20 protein-coding genes are annotated in these 25,442 nt (G+C 43.6%); 7 read left to right on the top strand and 13 right to left on the bottom strand.

What is annotated here, in order from left to right; translation table 11 throughout:
- Positions 1 to 618 precede the first annotated feature (618 nt).
- The 5 genes from QL919_RS04500 to QL919_RS04480 all read left to right on the top strand — a co-directional run bounded on the left by QL919_RS04500 (position 619) and on the right by QL919_RS04480 (position 6,697).
- Positions 619 to 1,470: a DsbC family protein gene (locus QL919_RS04500; protein WP_290188383.1), complete on the top strand. Its 852-nt coding sequence runs from the start codon at positions 619 to 621 to the stop codon at positions 1,468 to 1,470.
- A gap of 270 nt (positions 1,471 to 1,740) precedes the next feature.
- Positions 1,741 to 3,081 carry a homoserine dehydrogenase gene (locus QL919_RS04495; protein ID WP_290188382.1) on the top strand — a complete coding sequence of 447 codons (1,341 nt, stop codon included), beginning with the start codon at positions 1,741 to 1,743 and terminating at the stop codon, positions 3,079 to 3,081.
- Positions 3,082 to 3,197: 116 nt separating this feature from the next.
- A complete protein-coding gene (locus QL919_RS04490) occupies positions 3,198 to 4,379 on the top strand; it encodes a thiolase family protein (protein WP_290188381.1) in 1,182 nt (393 codons plus the stop codon).
- A 493-nt stretch (positions 4,380 to 4,872) separates the two neighbouring features.
- Complete coding sequence (locus QL919_RS04485) at positions 4,873 to 5,721, top strand: PRC and DUF2382 domain-containing protein (RefSeq protein WP_290188380.1); 849 nt, start codon at positions 4,873 to 4,875, stop codon at positions 5,719 to 5,721.
- A gap of 367 nt (positions 5,722 to 6,088) precedes the next feature.
- Complete coding sequence (locus tag QL919_RS04480) at positions 6,089 to 6,697, top strand: DUF2382 domain-containing protein (RefSeq protein ID WP_290188379.1); 609 nt, start codon at positions 6,089 to 6,091, stop codon at positions 6,695 to 6,697.
- Positions 6,698 to 6,987: 290 nt separating this feature from the next.
- Here the strand turns inward: QL919_RS04480 and QL919_RS04475 are convergent, their stop codons facing one another.
- Both QL919_RS04475 and secA read right to left on the bottom strand, forming a co-directional pair.
- Entirely contained in the window at positions 6,988 to 7,521 is a 534-nt protein-coding gene (locus QL919_RS04475; RefSeq protein ID WP_290188378.1) for a hypothetical protein, read from the bottom strand.
- 226 nt (positions 7,522 to 7,747) lie between these two features.
- On the bottom strand, positions 7,748 to 10,555 hold the full coding sequence (gene secA / locus QL919_RS04470; RefSeq protein ID WP_290188377.1) for a preprotein translocase subunit SecA: 2,808 nt from the start codon (positions 10,553 to 10,555) through the stop codon (positions 7,748 to 7,750).
- A gap of 390 nt (positions 10,556 to 10,945) precedes the next feature.
- On the opposite strand from secA, the gene mutS reads away from it, so the two are divergent.
- The gene (gene mutS, locus QL919_RS04465) at positions 10,946 to 14,074 is read left to right on the top strand and encodes a DNA mismatch repair protein MutS (protein ID WP_290188376.1); all 3,129 of its coding nucleotides are present in this window, start codon (positions 10,946 to 10,948) and stop codon (positions 14,072 to 14,074) included.
- Positions 14,075 to 14,187: 113 nt separating this feature from the next.
- On the top strand, positions 14,188 to 14,511 hold the full coding sequence (gene fdxA / locus QL919_RS04460) for a ferredoxin FdxA (protein ID WP_290188375.1): 324 nt from the start codon (positions 14,188 to 14,190) through the stop codon (positions 14,509 to 14,511).
- A 122-nt stretch (positions 14,512 to 14,633) separates the two neighbouring features.
- Here the strand turns inward: fdxA and QL919_RS04455 are convergent, their stop codons facing one another.
- The 11 genes from QL919_RS04455 to QL919_RS04405 form a co-directional block, all read right to left on the bottom strand.
- A complete protein-coding gene (locus QL919_RS04455; RefSeq protein ID WP_290188374.1) occupies positions 14,634 to 15,146 on the bottom strand; it encodes a pilin in 513 nt (170 codons plus the stop codon).
- 140 nt (positions 15,147 to 15,286) lie between these two features.
- Positions 15,287 to 15,460: a hypothetical protein gene (locus QL919_RS04450; protein WP_290188373.1), complete on the bottom strand. Its 174-nt coding sequence runs from the start codon at positions 15,458 to 15,460 to the stop codon at positions 15,287 to 15,289.
- Between the two features lie 53 nt (positions 15,461 to 15,513).
- Complete coding sequence (tfpZ, locus tag QL919_RS04445) at positions 15,514 to 16,254, bottom strand: TfpX/TfpZ family type IV pilin accessory protein (RefSeq protein WP_290188372.1); 741 nt, start codon at positions 16,252 to 16,254, stop codon at positions 15,514 to 15,516.
- A 148-nt stretch (positions 16,255 to 16,402) separates the two neighbouring features.
- On the bottom strand, positions 16,403 to 16,969 hold the full coding sequence (locus tag QL919_RS04440) for a prepilin-type N-terminal cleavage/methylation domain-containing protein (RefSeq protein ID WP_290188371.1): 567 nt from the start codon (positions 16,967 to 16,969) through the stop codon (positions 16,403 to 16,405).
- Between the two features lie 309 nt (positions 16,970 to 17,278).
- On the bottom strand, positions 17,279 to 17,731 hold the full coding sequence (locus tag QL919_RS04435) for a type IV pilin protein (RefSeq protein WP_290188370.1): 453 nt from the start codon (positions 17,729 to 17,731) through the stop codon (positions 17,279 to 17,281).
- Positions 17,731 to 18,276 carry a prepilin-type N-terminal cleavage/methylation domain-containing protein gene (locus QL919_RS04430; RefSeq protein ID WP_290188369.1) on the bottom strand — a complete coding sequence of 182 codons (546 nt, stop codon included), beginning with the start codon at positions 18,274 to 18,276 and terminating at the stop codon, positions 17,731 to 17,733. Before QL919_RS04430 ends, QL919_RS04435 begins: the two co-directional genes overlap by 1 nt.
- Positions 18,277 to 18,288: 12 nt before the next feature.
- The gene (locus tag QL919_RS04425) at positions 18,289 to 22,191 is read right to left on the bottom strand and encodes a pilus assembly protein PilY (protein WP_290188368.1); all 3,903 of its coding nucleotides are present in this window, start codon (positions 22,189 to 22,191) and stop codon (positions 18,289 to 18,291) included.
- A gap of 42 nt (positions 22,192 to 22,233) precedes the next feature.
- The gene (locus tag QL919_RS04420) at positions 22,234 to 23,037 is read right to left on the bottom strand and encodes a PilX N-terminal domain-containing pilus assembly protein (RefSeq protein ID WP_290188367.1); all 804 of its coding nucleotides are present in this window, start codon (positions 23,035 to 23,037) and stop codon (positions 22,234 to 22,236) included.
- 70 nt (positions 23,038 to 23,107) lie between these two features.
- Positions 23,108 to 24,106 carry a PilW family protein gene (locus QL919_RS04415; RefSeq protein ID WP_290188366.1) on the bottom strand — a complete coding sequence of 333 codons (999 nt, stop codon included), beginning with the start codon at positions 24,104 to 24,106 and terminating at the stop codon, positions 23,108 to 23,110.
- Positions 24,106 to 24,672, bottom strand: a complete 567-nt coding sequence (gene pilV / locus QL919_RS04410) for a type IV pilus modification protein PilV (protein WP_290188365.1) — start codon at positions 24,670 to 24,672, stop codon at positions 24,106 to 24,108. Before pilV ends, QL919_RS04415 begins: the two co-directional genes overlap by 1 nt.
- Positions 24,672 to 25,202 (bottom strand): GspH/FimT family pseudopilin, encoded by a 531-nt coding sequence (locus QL919_RS04405; RefSeq protein ID WP_290188364.1) that lies wholly within the window; start codon positions 25,200 to 25,202, stop codon positions 24,672 to 24,674. The genes pilV and QL919_RS04405 overlap by 1 nt, the downstream gene beginning before the upstream one ends.
- Between the last annotated feature and the right edge of the window lie 240 nt (positions 25,203 to 25,442).

The raw sequence follows: 25,442 nt of genomic DNA, 5'->3' as shown, positions 1-25,442 counted from the left end.
AGCCAAGCATAGATATTAAATAGTACAAATGTATCTTATTCTTTGAATTTACGTTCACTGAATTTATGGTTTCAAATATGACGATGAATAAAAAGATATGTCAAACAAGTGACAATTTGAGCAAAGGACATGACAACTAAGTAAAGAGCTATGTTTGTTATGTCATTTCAGGCGCGGTTGGCGCGGTTGACGCTGTCTCTCTGTGATAGTGGATTGACCATATATAGTCAGTGAAAAATAATATCGATACATCACGCGCTGCTGATATCAATTTTTCTTGCTTGCTGTGCCTACGCAGACAGAGGCTACAAAAAATTGATATCAGCAATACCGTAGCGTTTTTAGGATATTTTGACTATAGGTTTATCTTAATAGGCATATGTAGACATCTTGATATACCTATACAAGCTTATAGCCTATGGCTGTTATTCATCATAAATATGTTAATATGGCGATACTACTCTTTGGTTTTTATTGCTGATAAACGATAAAAACACCTTTATCTTCAGCACTTTAAATGAGTACTTTAAAATAGCCGTTATCAGCACTATATATCATTCACACGCTCATCCTTTCACACGAATTCACGACTAGGCGAGCTGCCTACAGGAAAACCATATGCCGTCCCCCATCACTAAAAACACACTGACCTCTCATCGCTTTCGTAAAAACAAGTTATCTCGTTTTATGATGGGTGCTTTGCTGGTCGCTATTGCCGCTGGCTGCTCCAACAATGCAGCGGATGCGACCAGCAATACGGCTGTGGTTAATAGCGCTCAAGCAAAAACCAACACCACCTCAGTAGATAGTGATGCGGCGGTGGTGAAAGCATTGCAAGGCAATTTAAACACCTCTGGCATTGAGGAAAATATCGTTTCAGCTGTCCCAACAGACATGGAGGGTATCTACTGGGTCACTGCTGAGGGACTGCCGTCTTTCTTTACTGATAAATCTGGCAAACATATTATCCAAGGTCAAATCATTGCCGTAGGTGAAGGGGCGCCTGTCGATATCAGCGCAGCTTTAGTTGCTAATACTGCCCAAGATGCGCTAAAAGCCGTCGATAAAAAAGAAATGGTGATTTATCCAGCAAAGGGTGAGACCAAATCAGTCGTCTATGCCTTTACCGATGCCGACTGTGGTTATTGCCGTAAACTACATGAAGAGATGGATGACATCAATGCACGTGGTATCGAGGTGCGTTATTTGGCATGGCCACGTAGCCAAGAATCAGTACCAAAGATGGAAGCGGTTTGGTGTAGTCAAGATCGTCATGCTGCCATGAATCAGGCAAAAATGGGCGCCAACGTGCAAGCGCCTAGCTGTGTAAACCCTGTGCAAGCGCATATGGCGCTAGGGGCGAAATTGGGCGTGCGTGGTACGCCTGCTATCTTTACCGAGTCTGGACAGCAAATCGGTGGCTATCTGCCAGCTGAACAATTGGCACAAACCGCGATTGATGCTAGTTAGTCGTCTACCATGATATTGTTGACTTTGGCGACAGTCAGTTTCGCTAGACGTCACAACTGCTTGTCGGTATGATACGATAAAGCGCTACAAAAAATCAGCAGCATACGTTAATTGAAGCATCAATTTGAGCATTTTTTATTCATCTATAATGAAGTACAGATTGCACTGTAACGGTCGAAATGCATATAAAAGGTATCTCTAATACCGCACATGCTTTGACCGATAACAGTGTCATTTATGCTTTATTGTATTTAACCTCTTGAGGATACTGTGAGTAATTCCATCAAACTAGCGATACTTGGTCTGGGCACCGTCGGAACGGGCGTGATCAATCTAATCAATGACAATTTAGATGAGCTAAAACGCCGTAGCGGACGCGATATTATTATCACCGAAGTGGGTACGCGCCGTCAGCGTGACGATATTGATCCTAATATTATTCAGAACAGTGACTTGATGGCAACAGCGGCAAGCGACAATGTCGATATCGTGATTGAAGTCATCGGTGGCACCACCCTCGCCAAAGACGTCATCATGCATGCCATCAAAAATGGCAAACATGTCGTTACTGCAAACAAAGCGCTATTGGCTGAGCATGGCAATGAGATTTTTGCCTTTGCTGAACAGCATAATGTGCATGTCGCTTATGAAGCAGCGGTCGCAGGTGGTATTCCGATTATTAAAGTGATGCGTGAAGCATTGGCTGCCAATAAGATTGATTGGTTGGCAGGTATCATCAACGGTACTGGCAACTTCATCATGACTGAGATGCGCGATAAGGGTCGCCCGTTTGCTGACGTACTGGCTGAGGCGCAAGAGCTTGGCTATGCCGAAGCAGACCCAACGTTCGATGTCGAAGGCATTGATGCGGCTCATAAATTAGCACTACTTGCCTCTATCGCCTTTGGTATCCCGCTACAGTTCGATAAAGTATACTGTGAAGGTATCACTGGTATCACCTTGCAAGATGTCAACTACGCAGAAGAGCTTGGCTACCGTATCAAACACTTAGGCTTTGCGGTACGCCGTGAAGGTGATGGCGCAAGTGCTGCTGGTATTGAGCTGCGTGTACACCCCACCCTCATTCCGCAGGATGCGCTACTTGCCAATGTCAATGGTGTCAAAAATGCGGTCTTGGTCAACTCACATCCATTAGGGCAAACGCTCTACTGCGGTGATGGTGCCGGTGCGGGCGCAACGGCCTCTGCGGTGATGGCTGACGTCATGGACTTGGTTCGTGTCTTGGGTAGCAAAGATAGCAATGACCAAAGCACCAACGGTCATCATGTACCACATCTGGCCTTTATCCCAGAACAATTATCAGACACACCGATACTACGTGCTGAGCAGATGACCACTGGTTATTACTTGCGTGTCCATGCTCATGACAATCCTGGGGTGCTAGCGGATATCACTCGCATCCTAAGTGATGCCGGTATCAATATCGATGCCATTTTACAAAAGCCTGCGCATAAGGTCGGTGAAGTGCCAGTGATTATCTTAACGCTGCCTGTCATTGAGAGTCAGATGAATCTGGCCATCGAAAAAATCGAAAAACTGAATACCATTACTGATAAAGTAGTACGCATTCGCTTGGACGAGCTAGCATAATCTAAGTTCACTGGCAGTTAGCCAATCAGCGGTTGCTTGTAATGTGAGTCATACATTCTTATTTAAGTTTTAAGTAAAACCGTCCCATTTAAAATACGTAAAAAGGAATAATAACGATGTCAAATGATGCAATTGTAATTTTAAACGGCGCCCGTACTCCAATGGGTGGTTTCCAAGGTTCATTGAAAGACATGAGCGCCACTGAACTTGGTGGCGCTGCTATTAAAGCCGCTGTCGAACGCTCAGGCGTCAATGTCGATAGCATTGATGAAGTCATTATGGGTTGTATTTTGACCGCAGGCTTGGGTCAAGGTCCTGCACGTCAGGCTATGCGTAATGCAGGATTGAACGACGCAACTGACGCTGTCACTATTAACAAGCTTTGCGGCTCAGGTCTAAAAGCAGTGATGCAGGCTCATGACGGTATCAAAGCCGGTAGCTTCAACGTTGCAGTCGCAGGCGGCATGGAATCAATGACCAATGCACCTTATATCATGCCAGGCTCACGTGGCGGCTATCGTATGGGGCATAAAGAAGTCAAAGACCATATGTTCCTAGACGGTCTAGAAGATGCTGAAACTGGTAAGCTGATGGGCATGTTTGCACAAGAGATGGCTGATGAAAAAGGCTATACCCGTGAGCAAATGGATGATTTTGCTATCGAGTCATTGAACCGTGCGCTCACTGCTATCAAAGATGATCACTTCAAAGATGAGATTGAGCCAGTCACGTTTAAGACCCGTAAAGGCGAGCAAACTGTTGATACCGATGAGCAGCCAGCACTTGCAAATGCTGAGCGCATCCCTACTCTGCGTCCTGCCTTTGCAAAAGAAGGTACCATTACCGCGGCAAACGCCAGCTCAATCTCAGACGGCGCTGCTGCGGTTGTGATGATGAAAGAGTCACAAGCCAAAGCTGAGGGCTTAGGTTATCAAGCGCGCATCGTAGCGTCTGCCTCTAATTCACGTCATCCAAGCGAATTCACCATCGCGCCAATCGGTGCAATTGAAAAAGTATTGGACAATGCTGGTTGGTCGATTGCTGATGTTGACCTATGGGAAATCAACGAAGCCTTTGCGATGGTAACGATGGCTGCGATGGATGAGCTGAACATTGATCATGCTAAAGTAAACGTCGAAGGCGGCGCTTGTGCTCTCGGTCACCCAGTTGGTTGTTCAGGTGCCCGTATTTTAGTCACCCTAATCAACTCGCTAAAACGTACTGGCGGCAAAAAAGGCGTTGCAACCTTATGTATTGGTGGTGGCGAAGCCGTTGCTGTTGCCATTGAGCTTGCTTAATACTTAATTAAGGCATGCCCTCAATTAATTGTTGAACTTTGATATTAACCATTATGGTTCTAAGTTATTTGCTACTTTCTTGATATTAAAAGACCGCATCGCTCATCGTCATGCGGTCTTTTTGTGTCCACCACTTCTCAATTAGTTCACAATATTGCACTCTGTAAACTCGCGTTAACTTATACCCCCCACTATGTTATGCCACTTACAGCCTATTACACGCAATTACTTCAAGCGCACACTTTGCTACCTTGCTCATATATCTCATCGAAAATCATGATGCTACGATAATTACAAGTTGAGGTAGAGGCTACTCACATGGCTTGCTACTTATTTTTAAATTCAGGTTACTTTTTTAATTAGCTTTAAATAAAAGTTTCTTTGAACTAAGTTTCGAAAAATTCTAAAAAAACTCTTCGGGTCACTGAAGATTTTATTACATTAAAATCGTTAAAAAAAATTAATAATTAACTCATAAAAAAGGAAGATAATAATGAGCCAACTAATTCGTTTAAAAGATATCCAAGCCACTCACCGTGACCTAATTGGTGATGACTATTATGACCCAACAGGTAAAACTGCTTATGGTGTCAATGAAGAAAAAATCGGTAAAATCGATGGTGCTTTAGTGGAAGACACCACTGGTCGCATTCGTTATTTAATCGTCGACGCAGGCGGTTGGTTCAGCTCAAAAGAAGTATTGGTACCAGCAGGTTTGGCACGTATTGTCGGTGATGACGTATTCTTTGATAGCTTAACACAAGCACAAGTCGAAGCGATGGAAGTATACGACCATGACTATCAGTACAGCTATAAAGAGCAGTATGAGAAAGATCGTCAAGCATTTACTGCTGATACTATCCCTGCTGAAGAGCGCATGGAAGTTGCAGACCACGCTTATGATGCACCAAATACGTTAGAGCTATTAGAAGAGCGTCTGACCGTTAATAAAGACCGTATCGTAGCAGGTCTGGTAAAAGTCGGTAAGCATGTCGTTACAGAAGAGCGTAATGTCGATGTAGAGCTAGAAGAAGAGCACGCTAATATTCAGCGTACCAATGTAGATCGCCCAACAGATCGTCGCATCGGTGATGTAACAGGTAACGAAACTGTTGAGGTTGAGCTAGAAGCAGAACGTGCTCGCGTTGGTAAAGAAACCTATGTCACAGAAGAAGTAAACGTAGGTAAGACGACTGAGCGTCATACGGAGACCATCGTTGAGACTATTCAGCGTGAAGAGCTAGACATTGACCGTGATGGTAACGTTGTAGACCGTGAAGGCAATATCGTTGACCGTGATGGCATTACTGCAGAAGACGTACGCCGCGCTCGTGGTATGTAATACGCTGAACCATCATATCGTCTGACTGTTATTGGAACTAAATAATAATGTCATACATAATGTGATAGTGATAAGCAGCTAAGTGGTTTTACTTAGCGAATTAAGGCCAGAGCATGTCTCTGGTCTTTTTTTGCTTATTAAAGTTAGACACATTAACTGAGTACATTCGTTGATAATTGATATCTGGTTTTGTTCACATTTAATACTATTAGCAGCTAACATGATTAGCCTAGTAACTAACACTTGCAAAGATAGCTTTTAATCATTTTATAAATGATTTTTTTTATAAACCATACGTTTTAATAAGTCTTTTACGATATAGCAGTATTTTACATAATCAGCACTTTACAACTATAAGGACATAATAATGAATACCGATAATGACAACCTTCATAAAGATGGCATTCAGCAAAATAACTTAAACAACCAGCAAGCCACAGCAAACGACCAAAATACCCTACTCAACCAAAATGACGATATCGCAAATAAAAATCATAACGTTGGACACTTAGAGTTATTAGAAGAGCGTCCTGTCGTTAATAAGGAACGTCTAGATGTTGGCAAGGTAACGGTCACTAAGCATTCTCGTACCAAAATCATTGAAGTGCCTATTGAGTTGGTAGAAGAATATATTACCGTTCGCACCGAATATCATGATGCCGAGAGTCAAGACCTGCTGTCTGGCAACTATGATGAAAAGGATATCTTGCGCCACGTAGAGCCATCATTAGACAGTAAAGCAGTGGTCACCGTCAATGGTAAGCAAATTGCGGTTGGCGATGCTCCTATCGAAATCGTGTTATCTCGCCAAGTCGCTACTATCACCAAAGAAACCTATGCTATTCAAGAAATAGAAGTCAATAAAACCACGCATACGCATACCGATACTATCCAAGTAGAGCTCAAGCATGAAGAACTGGATGTCAACGAGGAAGGGTTTTTGGCGCACGAAGACCGTACTGCCCATGAAAAATAACTATGAGCAAGACTGGTAAGAGACAGTATCTAAGAAGAAAAGTACTTGGCTGATGTCGTAAACTATAGTCAAAATATCCTAAAAACGCTACGGTATTGCTGATACCAATTTTTTGTAACCTATGTCTGCGCAGGCACAGCAAGCAAGAAAAGTTGATATCAGTAGGACGTGATGTATCGATATTACTTTTCACTGACTATAAGTGAACTAATTCCTTGGACCTAGATGTAAAAAAGCAACGCTGAGATAGCGTTGCTTTTTTATAGTGCAAGATAGTTATTTCATACTGCTTATGAAGCCTTATTACATTCAAAGGTATTTACATCATTTTCATCGGTACCCGCTGTACGCATAACACCAGTATCACGCTCTTCATTAGCCACGCGCCACTGAGTAAAGCCTTCACCACCATCGATAGCTGTCGCGACTTCAAACACTTCAGGATTGCTACCCTCATTGGTTTGATTCAAGGTCACGGTACCCGTATCCGTAGCGATAACCACTTGATTGGCGTCTTCTTTATAAGTTGCTTCGATTTTTAGGGCGGGCGAGCATAGATAAGAGATTTGATTGACACCGCTGTTGACGGCAGCAACCGTGTCGTCCTCTACTTCACTTAATGATGCGTCTTCAGTATCGACGACCACATCATTAGGCTCAGCAGGTTCAGCTGACATTGGTACTGACTCTTCCGTATGAACACCGTCCTCCATCGCCGCCTCAGTGTCAGATTGTTGCTGACAGCCGCTAATCGTAAGGATGCCAGCCAATAAACTGGTCAATGCTACGGAAGTACGTAGCTGTTTTAATGATGCTAAACTCATAACACTCTCCCAAATAAATATGCTAAACACTATAGCGTGTCCATAAATTCACGCCTATGTGGAATTTGTAAGCAATCAATACAAAGGCGCCTGTCTTTAGGCTATTCCCTCTACTCAATCGACCGTAATCTACATGGGTCAAAACGCTATGACAAAAAAAGCCCCTATCTAAATAAGATAAGGGCTTTCATGTACAGCGGCTACAGCTACATCATTAGATTAATAGTTAAATCTTGCCATGACATTGTTTGTATTTGAGGCCTGAACCACAAGGACACGGTGCGTTACGGCTGATGGTCATACCAGCATACGGATTTGGTTCATCACCGATGGCTTTATTGCTACCGCTAGCCGCGCCTGCAGCCATACCAGCTACTGCAGCACCGCCAGCAAGGTTGCGGCTCTGTGCTTGCGACTGGGCAGCAGGTCTATTGACATTACTGTCTAAATTATCAACATCATCATGCTCGAACTGCATTTGCATATGAGCCGCATTTTCGCGCTGCTGAGCTTCTAGTGCTTCTAGCTCTTCTTTGGTCGGAATATGCACACGTGATAAGTCTTGTACTGTCTCAGACTTAATCGCGCCCAACATCATTTGGAACAATTCAAATGATTCACGCTTATATTCTTGCTCAGGGTTCTTTTGCGCATAACCACGTAAATGAATGCCTTTGCGTAGCTGATCCATCTGCGTCAAATGCTCTTTCCAGTGCTTATCTAGACTTTGTAGCATAAAGTGACGCTCAAGCTGAGCCGCATCTTTTTCACCCATCTGCTCACGACGAGCATGATAACGATCTAAAGCCGTTTGGATAATTTTTTCACGCAAGCCTTCTTCATCTAAGCGGCGATCTTCATCTAGCCAGTCGTTGATTGGCATCGAGATTCTAAATTCTTCCTCTAGCTCATCCTCTAGACCATCGATATTCCATTGGTCATCGATAGAGCCTGGCGGAATGAACTGGCTAATCATGGCGTTATAAACTTCATGATGCATGACTTCGAGCGCTTCTAGCAAGTCCATCTCTGCCAGCAAGTCATCGCGCTGACCATAGATAACTTTACGCTGCTCATTGGCGACGTCATCGTATTTCAATAGGTTTTTACGGGCATCAAAATCGCGGCTTTCAACTTTACCCTGCGCGTTTTCAATCGATTTGGACACCATCTTATGCTCAATGGCTTCGTCTTCTTTTAGACCCATGGCGCGCATCATATTGACCACGCGATCGCCTGCGAAGATACGCATCAAGTCATCTTCGAGCGATAAGAAGAAACGCGACATACCAGGGTCACCTTGACGACCCGCACGACCACGTAACTGGTTATCGATACGGCGTGACTCGTGACGCTCAGAACCAATAATATGTAGACCGCCTGCGGCAACCACTTGGTCATGCTTGACTTGCCATTGGTCTTTTAGATGCTGCATCTCCTCTGGACTGACGGCATCAATATCTTCGATAAACGACTGCCAGTTACCACCAAGGATAATATCGGTACCACGACCCGCCATGTTGGTGGCAATCGTGACAGATTTTGGACTACCCGCCTGAGCGATAATTTCTGCTTCTCGCTCATGCTGCTTGGCGTTTAGGACGTTATGCTTAACGCCTTCTTGGTCAAGCAAATAAGACAATTCTTCACTGGCTTCAATCGTTGCCGTACCAACCAGTACTGGCGCGCCCTTGGCTTGAATTTCTTTAATCTCGCGGATGATGCCTTTGTATTTGCCCAACTTGGTTAAGAAAATCTGGTCATCCATATCGATACGAGCAATCGGCTCATGCGTTGGAATCACGATGACATCTAAGTCATACGTTGATTTAAATTCTGCTGCTTCGGTATCTGCCGTACCGGTCATGCCAGATAGCTTGTCATACAGACGGAAGTAGTTCTGGAATGTGGTGGTTGCCAGCGTTTGGTTCTCTGCTTGAATCTCGACATTTTCTTTGGCTTCTACCGCTTGATGCAGACCTTCTGACCAGCGGCGACCCGGCATGGTACGACCCGTGTTTTCATCAACGATGACCACTTCGCCTTCATCGACAATGTAATGCACGTTTTTGACAAACACATGGTGAGCACGAATAGCAGCTTGTACGTGCGCCAATAATGGCAAACGGCTTGGGCTATATAAGCTTTCATTTTCACCCAGCTCGCCCACTTCGATTAAGAAGCGCTCGATTTTTTCATAGCCTTTTTCGCTAATCTCGATTTGACGGTTTTTCTCATCAATCCAAAAATCTTCTTCTTCGTTGTTCTTATTGGCTTCTTCGTCTTTCGAACGAATTAGCACCGGAATAATGGTATTAATCAGCGCATACATACGCGAGGAGTCTTCGGCCTGACCCGAGATAATCAACGGCGTACGAGCCTCGTCAATCAAGATAGAGTCAATTTCATCGATGATACAGAAGTTCAGCGGGCGTTGTTTTTTCTCAGCGAGGCTAAAGACCATATTATCGCGCAGATAATCAAAGCCGTATTCGTTGTTGGTACCGTAAGTGATATCTGCTTGATAAGCGTCGATTTTTTCTTGTGGTGGCTGCTGCGAGTAAATTACGCCAACCGTCATGCCCAAAAAACCAAACAATGGACGGTTCAATTCAGCATCACGCGCCGCCAAATAATCGTTGACCGTCACCAAATGGACGCCTTTGCCACTGATCGCATTGAGATACATCGCCAAGGTACCCATTAGGGTTTTACCTTCACCGGTTTTCATCTCAGCGATTTTGCCTTCGTGCAAGGTGATACCACCGATCAGCTGCACATCGTAGTGACGCATGCCATTGACACGCAGTGATGCCTCGCGGCAGACCGCAAACGCCTCTGGCAATAGCGCATCTAAGCTTTCGCCGTTTTGATGCCGTGCTTTAAACTCTTCAGTTTTTTGTTGTAATTGCTCATCAGACAGGGCTTGTATTTCAGCCTCTTGTGCGTTGATTTTGCTGACCACTTTACGCATGCGTTTTAATTCGCGGTCATTTTTGGTGCCAACCACACTGCCTATAATCTTTGATAACATAATTTTTTGACCTATGGAAATATTCGATAATTAGCGTGCATTAGCCAATGCTTAGCGTGACGCCTTATTTGACGCATTGTCATCATCCGACTCAGCACTCACCTGACTAAGTATTTAGCTAACACTAAGTACTTAACTAAGTATCGCCCAATTAAGTGTGCCGTCATTATATATGGTTATGACGCTGATGGATACAAGGGCAGCGAGCAGATATTTGCCGACGTAAAAACCGAGCAGGACGTGCTAAAATAGCGCTTATAGTCTTAATCTTTCAAGCTTTTTATCTGTAAAACTCAAAAGACAATCTACCAACGCTCATCTATTATTTATTCTTCTAAAAACAAGCGACTACCTCAAGTAAACCCATTTAAGCATTATAAGAGACTCTGCATGACCGTTAAGCCGTCCGCTCAAAACCCTCATTCAACTGAACCATTAACCATAGGCGATGCTATTTATCACTTGGCAGACCATACGCCGATGATGGTGCAATATCTAACCATGAAAGCCAACTATCCACAAGCGCTGCTGCTATACCGGATGGGTGATTTTTATGAGCTGTTCTTTGACGATGCCAAACGTGCCGCGCAAATATTGGACATCACGCTCACCCGCCGTGGTACGGATAAAGCAGGTAACACCATTGCGATGGCAGGTGTGCCGTTTCATGCAGCGGATAGTTATATGGCACGGCTCATTGCCGCAGGTCAGACCGTGGTCGTCTGTGAACAAATTGATGAGTCAGCAACCACTAACGCCAATAATACATCCAACGCGCCGACGATGGGCGATAAACAAAAAAAAGACAAAAGCAAATCGGCTGCTGGCAGCATCATGCGTCGTGAAGTAGTCAAAACCCTTACCGCCGGTACGATTACTGATGATGCGCTCATCGCGCCCAATCATACGCCGACTGTGGTCGCCATTGATATCGAGATACCTAAATCAAATAGCAAACAAGCTGTGCAAGCTGCCATCAGTCAAATGGACTTAGCTGCTGGAACATTAACGACGCAAACGCTCAGTGCCAGCTCTAATAACAGCCATAATGACATCGAAAACCTACAAGCCCAGATGCTCACCGTATTGGCACGCTTTGCCCCTAGCGAATGTATCATTAGCGAAGCGCTTGGTAACAATGTTGACGGTACTGATACCAACTGGCTGCTGTGGCTACGGCAAAACCTCGATTGCCCTATCATCGAAGTCGCCGCCAATGACTTCCACCGCGAGCACGCCAGCGCCACCCTTTGCCAACAGTTTGAGGTGCAACGACTCGATGGACTCGGTATCAGTGATGCACCACTGGCTCAGTCCAGCTGCGCGGCGCTCATCCACTATGCACGGCAAACCCAACAGCGCCATGTGCCACAAGTTAACCAGCTTATCGTCGAGTACAGCGATGACTATCTAATCATTGATGCCAACAGCCAACAGAACCTTGAGCTATTTACCCCAGTCAGCAGCAATGGCACGTCACTAATATCAGTATTGAATCACTGCCAAACGCCAATGGGTCGCCGCCTACTTGTGCAACAAATGAAACGCCCCCTGCGTCAGCATGCACGTATCAATATGCGCTTAGATGCGATAGCCAGTCTTTTGCAGATAGACAATCAATCTGGCGAAAATAAACAGATTGAGCAGCATGTAGAAAGTCATTCACTGGTCAATAGTTTGCGTGAAACCTTAAATGCCATCGGTGATATCGAACGTATCAGTAGCCGTATCGGTCTCATGAGTGCCAAACCGCGTGACTTGCGTAAATTGGCTGATGGTATCGCCAGTAGCGCGCAACTGACCGACTTACTCATGTCTGCAAGTATCAGCCATGAGCAGGCAGGACTGTTGCCGATGTTACTGCAGCAGTTACCAGCCCAGCTACCTGCAGTGCAGTGCGTCGCTGAGCTGATTGAGCGTGCCATTATCGCCGAGCCGCCTGCCCATATTCGTGATGGCGGTATGCTTGCCGCTGGCTACGATGCAGAGTTTGATCGCTTGACCCATCTACATGACAATATCCAAGTCACTTTAGATGATATGGTAGAGCGCGCGCGTCAGGACAATCAACTACCCAGCTTAAAAGTCGGCTTTAACAAGGTCAGCGGCTTTTATTTTGAACTGCCCAAAATGCAGGCGAAGAATGCACCAGTGCATTTTATCCGGCGGCAAACGCTCAAAAGCAGCGAGCGCTTTATCACGGATGAACTAAAAGAAGTCGAGACCGAATACCTAAGCGCGCAAACACTAGCATTAACTCGTGAAAAACAGCTGTATCATGAACTATTGACTATATTAGGTAGCCACTTGGCTGAGCTACAGCAACTGAGCGCTGCTATCGCGCAAATAGATGTGCTTAGTAACTGGGCGCAGCTTGCGAAAACTTATCACTGGCAACGTCCTGTTATGAGTAATGACTCAAAACAGGACGGCTATGAAAAAAATGATAGCCAAACCAGTATTGATATCAAAGCAGGTCGTCATGTCGTCGTTGAAGCCGCTCTAAATCCAGTCAATGCTGATAAAGCCTTTACTATCTCTAATAAAGGCCCCACTGCGAAATATACCAGCCATTTCGTTGCCAATGACTGTGCCTTAGGTAGCCATGCAAATCCTGAGCGCCTGTTAATGATTACTGGTCCTAATATGGGTGGTAAATCGACCTATATGCGTCAGACTGCGCTGATTGTCCTACTGGCGCATTGCGGTAGCTTTGTCCCATCAGCGCGCGCTCATATTGGCGATATTGACCGTATCTTTACCCGTATTGGCTCGGCTGACGACTTAGCCGGTGGTAAATCAACCTTTATGGTGGAGATGATTGAGACCGCTAACATCCTCAATCAAGCAACGAATAAGTCGCTCGTGCTGATGGATGAAGTTGGACGCGGTACGGCAACCACCGATGGATTGGCAATCGCCCATGCTTGTGTCAATCGATTGGTAGAGATTGGCTGCCTGACATTATTTGCTACTCATTATTTTGAGCTGACGCAATTGGCACACGACTCGCAGAGCAGCGCACCGAACAATATACCAAACAATGTACAGCGTGACGAAAATAATTCATCGAGCATTCGCAACGTCCATGTCGCTGCCAGTGAAGTCGATGGACAGCTACTGCTACTACATCAAATACGTGAAGGCGCTGCCAGCTCTAGCTTTGGACTACACGTGGCAAAAATGGCAGGCATTCCCACTCAAGTGCTGAATGATGCCAAACGCTACTTAGTAGATAACCTAACATTAGAGAATTTAAAAGCAAATAAAGCACCATCTACTGATGACAAAAATGAATTAGCTAAGTCGCTAACGGATAAACAGCAGCCGGTTCCTGACAATGAAGTACAAGTAGCGAGTGTCGACTATAATAAAGACAGTCAAAAAACAACTGATATTCCACAACAAAATCAGCTGTTTAGCTTGCAAGATGAGTTAAACGCCATCAATCCTGATACCCTAACACCCAAACAAGCGCACGACTTGCTCTATCATCTTAAGGAAATCATTGGTCATTAAAGGGAATTGTTAAATGCACGTAAAAGCGCTAAAATGTGGCTTATTTTTAAAATACTCTATGTAGATTTTAAAATACTCTATTTAGTTCAAACCAATCACAGGTAGACATCACTATGACCTTCGTCGTTGCAGATAATTGTATCCTTTGTAAACACACGGACTGTGTAGAAGTCTGCCCGGTGGACTGCTTTTATGAAGGGCCAAACTTTTTAGTTATCGATCCTGATGAGTGCATCGATTGTGCGCTTTGTGAGCCTGAATGTCCTGCCAATGCGATCTTCTCAGAAGATGAAGTGCCGAAAGGGCAAGAAATATTCATTGAGCTCAATGCTGATCTGGCACAAAAGTGGCCAAACATCACAGAAATGAAGCCGCCAATGCCAGAAGCTGAAAAGTGGGATGGTGTGGAAGGTAAGATTCAGTATTTAGAGAAGTAGCTCGATAGCTACAGAAATTATTTAGAATAAAAAAAGGCTGATGCAAATGTATCAGCCTTTTTTGTTGCTTTCTGTCATCTATCAAAATAATTCGTCAAACACATACTTTTATTTATTAGCTATTAATAAGTCCCTCTGCAAGAGTTAGGTAAATACCTATCAGGGATAGTAGTGCCATCTATAGATGAACCACAACGCCAACTCCCAATATTCTTACTATTACTCGTAATACCAACTATCGGATTAGCATTACTCCCCATCTGAATCGGTGCAAGCGTTAGAGTATTCGTACTAGTAGTTAACGAAGATAATTGAATTTCGTTAACTTGCACGTTAATAATACCATTGGTACTAACTACAATATTTTTCACATATTTAGCATGAGTGGAGTCACAAGCATTTGGTAAGGCTGTAGCCAAATTTGATGACGGAGAATCTATAACCTCTATTACTGAGATACGACATGCCGTAGCAGCTAAAATCACCTCTGAGAGCTTGGCTTGCATAGTGTAGTTTTGATAAGCTGGGAATGCGACTGCGGAGAGGATCCCCACAATAGCAATGACTATCATTAGCTCTATCAAGGTAAAGCCTGACTGTGGTCTATAAGTTTGATTCAGGGGAAATAATAGCATCACAGCAAACCATATTAATATTGAATACTATGCTGTTGCATGCGACATGCCACTTTTATTTACTGCATACATTTTTTAAAAGTCGCATAAGTGATTATAAAAATGATTTTTTTGTCGGTTTATAGAGTGGATTGCTCTGCTTAAGCCACAATATTTTTAGCTAAAGGATAGCTTAAGGCAGTTAATATGCCCCATACTAGCCAACCAAACGGTAATATGTTTTGAGCAGGTTTAAATCCAGTTGCACTGATAAGTAAAGCAACTATAAAAAAGATAAGAGAGCTAATCAGTATGGCACCGACGATATATTTCATGGTAACCCCTAAATCTATCTATAAAAAACATCTGGACAAGACATACATCTCGCTTACCAAGGACGTAAATCTACAATTTCTCTCACGTTCTCTTTGTCTTTTTTATTTATAAGCACCGTCATATCGACAGCATTAGCTTTTAGCGGTAGATACCCGTCTGCCTCGGGATAGGCTAATAACACCTTATCTACGTCTACTTTATCGTTGTAATCGTATAACTCATCAATAGGCTTTGACTTAGTAATTAACAACGCATCTAGTGTATCAAGGGGCTGATAAAGCTCTGGGCGCTGCGACGGCGCTATCCCATAGCTCACTTCGTCAAATAAAATCTCATTGCTTATATTGCTATCGTCTGTAGGAATCACAGCAGCAACATATCTCGCCCCTGACTGACTCACCTTTTGGTACTTTGGCAGTGCTTCTGTCAGCTTGCGAGTATCAATCTCATTATTTTTAACCAAGTCAAAGCGGTCGACATTGTATGCTATCCAAGCAGGGCGTCCATCATAGACATGATAAAACCCATAAGCAAATGCGGCCAGTTGTAGTAAGACAATGACGGTTAGATCAAATTTAAGTGTCTTCTTCTTAGGCTTATAAACAATGAAAGTCAGTAGCGGTCCTAAGATAATATCTATTCCAAGCATAATCAAAAATATCTTAATGACCCCAGTCGCCTGATATAAAGGTTGTGGATACCAGACAAAAAATACAACCCCTAAACTAACCGCCGCAATCAATAAACTGGCTACTAAATGCCAGCCAAACGCTTTGAGTTTATATATAAACATGTAGTCAACACTCTAAAATAGGTCAATCATTATTCAAGCTATGGTAGCTTTTTCTATGCGTCTAATAAATGGCTTTGTCCAATCTCTAGCCCATAAAAAAGCAGCCGATTGGCTGCTTTTTTAGTATAACTATGATGCTAGTTTAGAATTAACGGCACTGTGCAGGAGCAAAACGCGCTAATAATGAACCATCTGTACCTGCTGCACCCATCTGTGCAATAGCAGTTTCCTGAGTAGCTGATTGGCAAGTCCAATCTACAGTACCAGCAGTACCAGCAGCTCTCGCTACACCTAAATTTGTAGCATCGGCAGCTGTATTACCAGCAGCTGTTTTAATCCAAGGAGTAAGAACTAAAGTGTTTTCACCAGCCGCCACACCAGTCGATGCTGGATTATAAGTAATTGTTATTTCACCATCAGTTGCTGTAGTTCCATCTACAACAGTTATCAATACAGAGTCTACATACTTAGACACTGCACCCGCATCACCAGCTTGAGCATTCCAAGTATTAGCTACCGATACAAGATCTCCTACTGTAGTAGCATCCGTTGCGATACTAGTTTTAGCAGAGTTAGCTAAGTTCAGACCTTCTGTGACACGAGACTTAGTCGTGTAATCTTGATACGCAGGTAATGCAACCGCAGCCAAGATACCGATAATGGCGATTACGATCATTAGTTCGATTAGGGTAAAACCTTTTTGAGCAGTGTTCATAAGAACTCCTTTTGGGGTATATAAAGATAGCTGATTATTAGCAATTTCTATCTTTAGGGATATAATAAATTTCTTTCTTACTTTAATTGCTGCAGATAGCGTGCCAGAATGTTAATAGATTTATATTTGTACTTAGAATAAGTCTCTGGCCCTTAAGAAGAACAGAGTTTAGACAATTATTGTCTTATCTGACTTAAACATTGTTATTAATGTTGCTATTAACTTACTAAAAATTGTCAGTTTACCTACACATTAGCACTAAAAAGTAAGTAGAGATGACAAATTTTGTCAACACCGGCAAAATGATTATTACGGATTCCATTCATTACCTGTACCACATGTACTGCCTTTACATTTTATACCCTGATAATTAAGACTAAGAATGCCATCATTAGCTACTTGAGACCCTGTTATAGGTGTTGCAGTGATGCCCCATTTAGCAGTAAGAGGTATAGGCGTAAATGCTATGGTATAAAGGGCATTACCATTTACCAAGTAATCACCAGCGAAATTTGCAATGACACCATCACTAATCGCGTTATAACTGCCCTGTGCCAACTTACGGCTCTCAATCTCTGACGCAATGTTTTGCATCTCAGTCATCATATCGACACGTTTGGTCTTGATGACATAGTTTTGATAGCTTGGATAAGCGATAGCAGCAAGCACCCCAATGATAGCGACGACTATCATCATCTCTATTAACGTAAAGCCACTCTCAGTTCCAATCATTTCTTTCTGATTATAGTACCCTGCTGTCATTACCAATCCTCCTGACCTATACCGCAATCAGTCGAAGCAGCGGTGATAGTTCTATCTTTGCTTTTACACCGTACGCCAGCACTACTGAGCATAAAAATGTGCGCATCTGAGTTTTCAAAGGAAGTATTTGGCTCTGCCAACATGCGCCATGAGCTACCCGCAGTAGAGTAACCTGTGCCTGCAGGTGCTAGAGTATTCCCTGTACTTTCATCTATCAGCGTTATTAGATAACTGTAATTGGTATTATCGCTTCCTCTAGGAACATAGATAACCTTACTATCAGCATCATAACCATAGCTAAAGGTGCCGTCGCTTGCTTGCTTTTTTGGTATAAAGCCTTTATAAGTCAAAGCACTAGCACGCCAGCGGTTTAGCTCTATATCCAACTGTTGCATACTCGCTTGCGCTTGCGATTCGGCATTGCGCACAACGTACTGACGATAAGATGGAATCGCAATCGCCGCTAAGATAGCCACTATCATAATGACCACCATCAGCTCTATAAGCGTAAATCCTAACTGCTTTTTTAACGCTTTCGTATTCATGCGGATACCTTATCAGTCTACTTCATACCATACTTTTGGCTGTAAGGAAAAACGCTCATTAAATATCAACTCAGGGGCGCTACCGCTTCCGAGAATCTGATCTGCTGAGCCTAAGCCCTGTGCTTCATTGATCGGAGTATAGGCGTCTTTGCCTGTATCCGTTCCGAAATCCACCCTATCTGTCGCACGCTCTGCCAGTGTACGGGTACCGATGAGCAAACGCTGATTTGACAATGTCGAGCTACGTGGTCCGAGTGTTAGCTCTTGAATACCCTTACCTGCTCTGACAAAGCCGCCGGTACCATTTTTGGACTTGGAATCGGTACAGATACCGTATGGTAAACAGTACAGCTGACGCTCTGAGCCGCCGACAATTTTGGCTGAGCAAGAGTTCGTTGAACCATAGCTCATGTCTGGATTGTATGTGGTGGTATATAAGAAGTTATCGATGACTTGTGATTTTCCTATACCTTTGGTATAGAGTACATTGCCATAGCCGTCGAATCGAGTCAGTGGATAGTACCACCCTTGTTTAGTACCTGCTCTCATCTGATCACTGACGACATTCTTCTGTGCCAATGTATATCCGCCTGCAGTGAGAGTACCTATGGCACCCGGCAGCTCGACCAGGTTGCTGGTAGGGGTATTATTGGCTGTTAAGTCTAATATCGTCTGACCGCCATCTGCAGCCGCTGTCGTGGTAAAGTTGCTGGCATAGAGAAGATTATCTGGCTTGCTGACATCGATATCCATAATACCGTATAGTCTATCGGACTTACTCAAATCACGTATCTTGGAGAGTGGTGAGCTGCGATCGCCTGAGATGACGTTTACGAGCGCAAATAGGCTGTTAGTCTGAGAGTTACGATGGAAGCTCACCACTGGACGCTCATAGAAGCGATGATTGAATTTGGTATCGGTACCGCTATAAGCGCCACTGAGTATGCGCGTCACTCGCGTATTGGCAAAGGCGGTGGTCGTCGTTGGTGTACCAGTCGGTGTCGAGCCAATGGCTGGCTGCGTTTGAAATCCAGCGTTGGTAAAGTCAGCACGGAACAGCTGACCGCCTAAATCGGCAAAGTAGATATGATCCATAAAGCCGTCATTGTCACGATCAAGCGTGGTAATGCCTGCGACGACACTGTTTGTCATCGTACTAACTGTCGTTGACGGAGAGCCATTACTAGATGCTGACCATATCAGGTCACCTGTGATAGCATTGACGATATATACTGCATTACCTTTTACATTAGTCTTACCTGAGCAAGTACCTAAGCTGGTATCGGTCACGCCAACTTGGAATTTTTCATACTCATAACACATGTCATAGCCACCGCCGAACACCAGGACATCAGTGCCTGTGTCCGTACTCGATCTTTTAATCTTCGCTTTGGTAGGCTTGGACCATATCTGACCCATACGGCTAAATCCTGTACTTGTTGGCGTGATCGTGAACATCATGCTTGGGCTGGTTCTGTTCGTCAGGTTCAGACCATAAAAAGCCTCGCCACCCATACGCAGACCACCATAAGCATAAAGGCCTTTATTACCATCCGTCGCGATATTCACGGTGTTATTGGTTAAATCGTATTTATAGTTGGCACTGACTAGCCAAGGCGCATCGATACCGAAGTTCGGTGAGCCTATCTCTGCTTTGTTTGAATCATCCACTAACGCGAGAGATTTGCTCTTATCTCTGAGCATCTCTCTGGGGATGACAACGAAGTCTTCTTTCCCACCATCTCCGCCAGCACTATAATTATCAGCATCTACCAGATGCAGACCGCCTTCACTCGAGCCAAATAAGACGTAGTCATCACGTACTGCAGTGACCTTACCATCATCATCCAGCGTTGCGGAGTAAGATACCGCAGCTGGCGTTGAGTGAATGGTCGCCCCAACCACCCTAATTTCTTCAGTAGCATTGGCAACTGTGAGCTCCATATCTTTGACCGCTGTAGCGGTGCTCGGTAGATTATTGAACCCTAAGAAACTTAGTAGTCTTCTTAGAGTTTCTTCATCAAAGGTAGCTGTATCGCTAAATGAGGTAGTGGTCAATGCTGCATTATCTACTACGACTTTGCCCAAGGCATTCACCCCAAACCTTCGTAGTACTGGTGTCGTACCGTCCAAATCTTCGACATATAGGGTTCTGGTCGATGTCACACCAGTTTTAGGCGTGTTTAATAGCGCATAAAAGCCACCAGACTTCACTTCATTATTGGCACCGCCATAGTCCTTGTCAGACCACAGGTCAGGTGTCGTTGGCTCTAACTCGCCTGCTACATTTTTGAATAGCTTGTTATTATTACTACCATAGAGCGTGCCTTCATTGAGCAGGTATTTTTTCATATTACCATCCCAAATCACAGCGTTGCCTTTTACATCGGCTTGTAGGGTCGGATAGTAAGCAACTGCCAACTGGCTGTCCGCACGATACGGATCATCAGGGATAATGATGGTGCCTGAAGGCGTAGAAGGGATATTCTGATTCAAGCCACTAACAAAGCTAGTAATACTCTTGACAATATCCTCTGTGGACTGCGCTGAGTAGAAGCCGCCCTCTCCATAGCCGCCAACTCCTGGCAGATCAGGGTGTGCTTTTTCACCCCAGTTACAGGCATTTCTCGCATCTAGGTCTGTGATGCTTGCACAATTATAAAAGTCACGGTTGGCAGTGATACCGGTCTTGGGGTTGGTATAAGGTAAGTTGACGATATCTGATGCATTGACATTAAACACTGAACCAAAGCCCACGACTGCGGTATATATCTCTCTATCTGTGCCTAGCGGATTGATCGCCGGATTACGTAAGGCTTTGGCAAATGCGCCGACTTGTGGCATGGCATTATTATTTTCACTACCACTAGGAAGCGTAACTGATGGTATGCTAAATGAATTGGCACCTAACGCTAATTGCATTACATAGTTAGGATTAGGAGAACTGTTAGGGTTACCATCAGTTAAGAAGTAGATACCGCGTCCATCACAAGATGAGGGTGATGACAGAGGACTATTATAACGACCACCGCTTTTTGAGTCGGCAACTGATTTGTCGTAACCACTATAAGAAGAGGCAGAGGGATTAGTACCTAACATATAAGCACCTACTTCTGCATAGGCATTGGCGGTTGGCGTACCATTACCGCCTCTAGCATCGGCTACAGCTTTTTTAATCTTCGCAATTTGGGTAGCGTCTACCAAAGCTGCAGACACCACTATCTTGCCGGTACTTCCGTCAGCGTCTCTGGCAGTACCATCTGATGAGGTTCTCACTACATTATCGCTACCGCTCTGTGACGAGTACTGTCCAATGCCAATAGACACCTTATTTTTATCTAGCAGACTACTGTCCAACAAAGTAAAAATAGCATCTTTTAGACGAGTAAGGCGGTCATAGTACTTAGTAGAGGTGTAAAAGTACCTGTTGTCACTACCAGAGGTTACATAGTTATACTCACTACCTAATGAAGGATTAGTAATCTTAGTATCACAGATTGAAAAGTTGTAACTACTATTACCGGAACCATCTCTAGGGCCGCATCGATACCATTGACCCTCAGGAGATAGTCGATAATAATATCTTGCACCAACTGCGCAGAAGTCTTTGGTATAAACAGGTGTAGTATTTGAGTCCTCAGACCCTTTAGTGTAGCTGGTACCAGACGGCAGATCACAGGTAACTGCACTATTTACCTGATTCAAGGTCATACTACCCGAAGTATCGAGCATCATGGTGATCGTGGTCTTACCGCCTTCAGCCGCTTTATAGATCTCTAAATCGCCGATTTTTTTGCCCGCGACATCTGCATGCGCAACAGGCAACACAATAGTTGATGCCATGACCACGACCAGATACTTGAGTGGTAATACCTTACTATCGCGAGCTGGCGATACATTATTTAGTCGTTTCATGACATCTATCCTTTTATGTAAATAATCAAATGAGTAGCGAGACTAAGGTGAGGATGCTAATACACATCCTGCTTGTCCCCCTCTACCGAATGGGATACATTCTGTAGAAGAAGATAGATTTGCAACATCTGCTTGCTCATATAACATTTTACTTGGTGTGCTAGCCGCTAACAGACATTCATTTAATGATTTTTTGCCAGTTGCTACGTTATATTTAATACTGGTTTGCTCATAACACTTATCAGTACCTGCCTTGGGCTCATTATAAGCTGGTAATGAAGAAGTTGGTCTAATATCGAACTTGAACTTTTTGCTGGTTCTATCTTCGATTTCTTTTCCGAGTACCACATGACCGAATCTTTCGGCGTTGGGATCAGGCGGAGTAATGGTAATACTCATCTGTGTCATCACTGCTTGACGAGCACTTGTATAATCAGCTGCATCTGTATAATCACAGACACCTTCGTTCAGTCCATCTACATAACCACCGGCAGGCGCTCTAACTGTCGCACTTTTTGTGAGATATCTTTGTGTACGCGGATTAAAGCAATAAATAAACTCATTTGTTTTATTATCTTCAAATAACAAAAAATGACCAAGTGCACCTGTTGCACTCGTTACATCTTTATATCCATCGGATGTTGCACTACCGTTTACCATCGTTTCTAGCTTTTGGTTGGCACTGTCTGCGGATTGTAGTAGAACCGTGTTGATTTGATCACTAGTCGCAACTTTAAGGTCTGTCGTACTTTGCCTAACTGCTATTGCACCTGCCAATACAATAAGTACTAAGAATAATAAGACCACTATCAGCGTTGCACCTTGCTCGGTACTCCGATAGGTCATATTGATATCTTTTTGTGTCGAACTTGATAAATTACGGTATCGAATCACTTTCAGTCTCCTTATCAATATGCTATGGGCTAGTTCGTAGATTTACGACACGAGCATTACGTAATAATGTTGTGGTTTCATAAGTGGTTCGAACCTTCTTGCTATTACTAGTATCTGTTTTTAATTTATTATCTGCAGGCAGCTGCCCTAATAAAGCAAATTGTGTTTGTTCCGCACTACCTATGATAGGCGTACTACCATGCACGATTAAACCAACCTTAACAGCGGTGACTGCTGGTATATCAGTTGTTATATCAAGATAAGCGCTACTAGGCAGATAGATCGTTTGCCCTGCATTAGCCCCATTGGTGTACTGTACACCTAACAGCACTTTAAACTGATCAACATTGATGATGAACTCTTGTCCTGCTTGACCAAAGTTACGTGAATCACTTGTTGGGCTCACAACGACTATTCCACCAGCACTATCGACCCTTCCTGCATCACATGCTAGTACTAAGTTTTTGATAGCACCAGTACTGGTATCCCCTACTGCTTGACGTAAAAAATAACGTTCAATAACGATATCATTGACAGCAGCTTCTGCACCTTCGCAGTCCCTCATTGCAGCGCCTGTTATATTGATATATTGAATAGTCAACTGATCGCTATTGGTATTGGTATTGGAGATACCTGACCAACCATTATCACCAACACCAACATCTCCTGCACGCTTAGTCAAATAACCTGTATTGGGATAAGGGTCCGGTAAGTCCGGAACACCAATATTGGGACCCGTTAAGACAATACCACCGTTGGGTGTGGTTCCATCGATCTTAGTGGTTGGATTACCTAGATTGGCTAAGCGAATGTTTTTTTCTAATTGCTGTAAGCCAAAAATACTAGCATCCTGTAGTTCGCTAGCGCTGGCTTGAATACTGCTAGTCTTTGCATTAATTAGATATACTTGAATCACAGCTGCTGAGACGATTAAGCCAAGTACTAAAGAGATCATAAGCTCTATTAGTGTAAAACCTGACTGGTTGGCAGTACTATAATTGACTCTGTCGTTATATGACATCAGTAAGCCTCCACGATAAAGCATTCTGCCCCGTTCTTATAACTACCATTGGCGTTAGCACAAGCATCTGATGCAGAATCACTCAACTCAACTGTCGTATCTCCCCAACTGGCAACAAAGCACTGTATCTCTTGACTGCCTGAAGTTCCTGGGCAGCCATTAGGAACCATACCAATATTGACATCATTAGCGACTGCATATGATTTCATCAACAATCCATCACGTGTTGCTAGTTGATTTATAGTACAAAAGTCCGCTAATACAGGTGCAGTATTGGTGTTATTCATACAGCTATTCTTTGTTATAGCGGAACCATCAACACTGATAGAATCCGAAGTGCCGTTTACCGCAGCTTTAAAAGCAGCTATACCACTTGGATTGGTACGCATAGTTTCTGCTCCACCTCTAATAATAGTCAAAGCTCGAGTACGCATTAAGCTCTCGTCTGTTGCCTTTACAGCTGACATCTGCATAGCACTAAACCCTAAAACAGCGACTGCTAATAACAATAACGACACCATTACTTCTATTAATCCCACGCCTGCTTGGTTAGATTGGATGGTCATCAGCAGCTCCCAGCATTGATGATATTGACATTAGCAATACCAGTAAGACTTACTTGTTTAGGTGTCTCACTATCAGATCCGCTGTCACAAATGGTATACACCACTGTTGCGTTATCAGCTATTTTTTTATTTGGTTGAAAAACGATTTCAGTCACCGTAGATGGAGTAATAGTCTGGGTAACGGTGCTTTTGTCGCTAATAGTATAACTTGCAATAGTAGATACACTAGAAGGATTCGTAGTCAAATCGGGAATAGTCATCATAATTACTTTAGGAGTACTGCTACTGTTATAGCTCAAAGTAACGTCTTGACGACGAATGATGCTTTCTACCTTCGCCTCTTTTAAGGCATTAGCCAGCGTAGCCGTGGTTGATTTGACTCGTTGATTGGCCAGCTGCGTACTAATACTAGGGGCTGCTATACTTACGATAATGGCAAGCACGGCAATCGTTACCATCAGCTCTATCAGGGTAAATCCTGAGCTGCTCATTTGTAGTTTAGATGGTAGATTTTTTTTAGATGCGTTCACATCAAATCCCTATTGATAGCTGTTATTTTATGGCTGCCATTGTCTGCTGAGTCATTACACTAATTTAAAGCAGTTGCTAATTAGATAGCGGTTATTGTTATATAAGTTACTTAATATCAGTCAATCAATATGACCAACTACCCTTAAGTTAATATAAATCCTGCAATTTTTGTTCCATAGGGAATCATTAGTCTGTTCCATCTTACATAGTAGATTGCTGATATACAGATATACAAAATC

This window comes from Psychrobacter sp. APC 3426 (assembly GCF_030408035.1).
Taxonomy (GTDB): domain Bacteria; phylum Pseudomonadota; class Gammaproteobacteria; order Pseudomonadales; family Moraxellaceae; genus Psychrobacter.
This window is presented reverse-complemented; position numbering and strand designations above follow the sequence as displayed.

Excerpts from the sequence above, each read along its gene's own strand:
- QL919_RS04500 (WP_290188383.1), top strand. The coding sequence starts at position 619 with ATGCCGTCCCCCATCACTAAAAACACACTGACCTCTCATCGCTTTCGT.
- QL919_RS04490 (WP_290188381.1), top strand. The coding sequence starts at position 3,198 with ATGTCAAATGATGCAATTGTAATTTTAAACGGCGCCCGTACTCCAATG.
- QL919_RS04485 (WP_290188380.1), top strand. The coding sequence starts at position 4,873 with ATGAGCCAACTAATTCGTTTAAAAGATATCCAAGCCACTCACCGTGAC.
- QL919_RS04480 (WP_290188379.1), top strand. The coding sequence starts at position 6,089 with ATGAATACCGATAATGACAACCTTCATAAAGATGGCATTCAGCAAAAT.
- QL919_RS04475 (WP_290188378.1), bottom strand. The coding sequence starts at position 7,521 with ATGAGTTTAGCATCATTAAAACAGCTACGTACTTCCGTAGCATTGACC.
- secA (WP_290188377.1), bottom strand. The coding sequence starts at position 10,555 with ATGTTATCAAAGATTATAGGCAGTGTGGTTGGCACCAAAAATGACCGC.
- mutS (WP_290188376.1), top strand. The coding sequence starts at position 10,946 with ATGACCGTTAAGCCGTCCGCTCAAAACCCTCATTCAACTGAACCATTA.
- fdxA (WP_290188375.1), top strand. The coding sequence starts at position 14,188 with ATGACCTTCGTCGTTGCAGATAATTGTATCCTTTGTAAACACACGGAC.
- QL919_RS04455 (WP_290188374.1), bottom strand. The coding sequence starts at position 15,146 with ATGCTATTATTTCCCCTGAATCAAACTTATAGACCACAGTCAGGCTTT.
- QL919_RS04450 (WP_290188373.1), bottom strand. The coding sequence starts at position 15,460 with ATGAAATATATCGTCGGTGCCATACTGATTAGCTCTCTTATCTTTTTT.
- tfpZ (WP_290188372.1), bottom strand. The coding sequence starts at position 16,254 with ATGTTTATATATAAACTCAAAGCGTTTGGCTGGCATTTAGTAGCCAGT.
- QL919_RS04440 (WP_290188371.1), bottom strand. The coding sequence starts at position 16,969 with ATGAACACTGCTCAAAAAGGTTTTACCCTAATCGAACTAATGATCGTA.
- QL919_RS04435 (WP_290188370.1), bottom strand. The coding sequence starts at position 17,731 with ATGACAGCAGGGTACTATAATCAGAAAGAAATGATTGGAACTGAGAGT.
- QL919_RS04430 (WP_290188369.1), bottom strand. The coding sequence starts at position 18,276 with ATGAATACGAAAGCGTTAAAAAAGCAGTTAGGATTTACGCTTATAGAG.
- QL919_RS04425 (WP_290188368.1), bottom strand. The coding sequence starts at position 22,191 with ATGAAACGACTAAATAATGTATCGCCAGCTCGCGATAGTAAGGTATTA.
- QL919_RS04420 (WP_290188367.1), bottom strand. The coding sequence starts at position 23,037 with ATGACCTATCGGAGTACCGAGCAAGGTGCAACGCTGATAGTGGTCTTA.
- QL919_RS04415 (WP_290188366.1), bottom strand. The coding sequence starts at position 24,106 with ATGTCATATAACGACAGAGTCAATTATAGTACTGCCAACCAGTCAGGT.
- pilV (WP_290188365.1), bottom strand. The coding sequence starts at position 24,672 with ATGACCATCCAATCTAACCAAGCAGGCGTGGGATTAATAGAAGTAATG.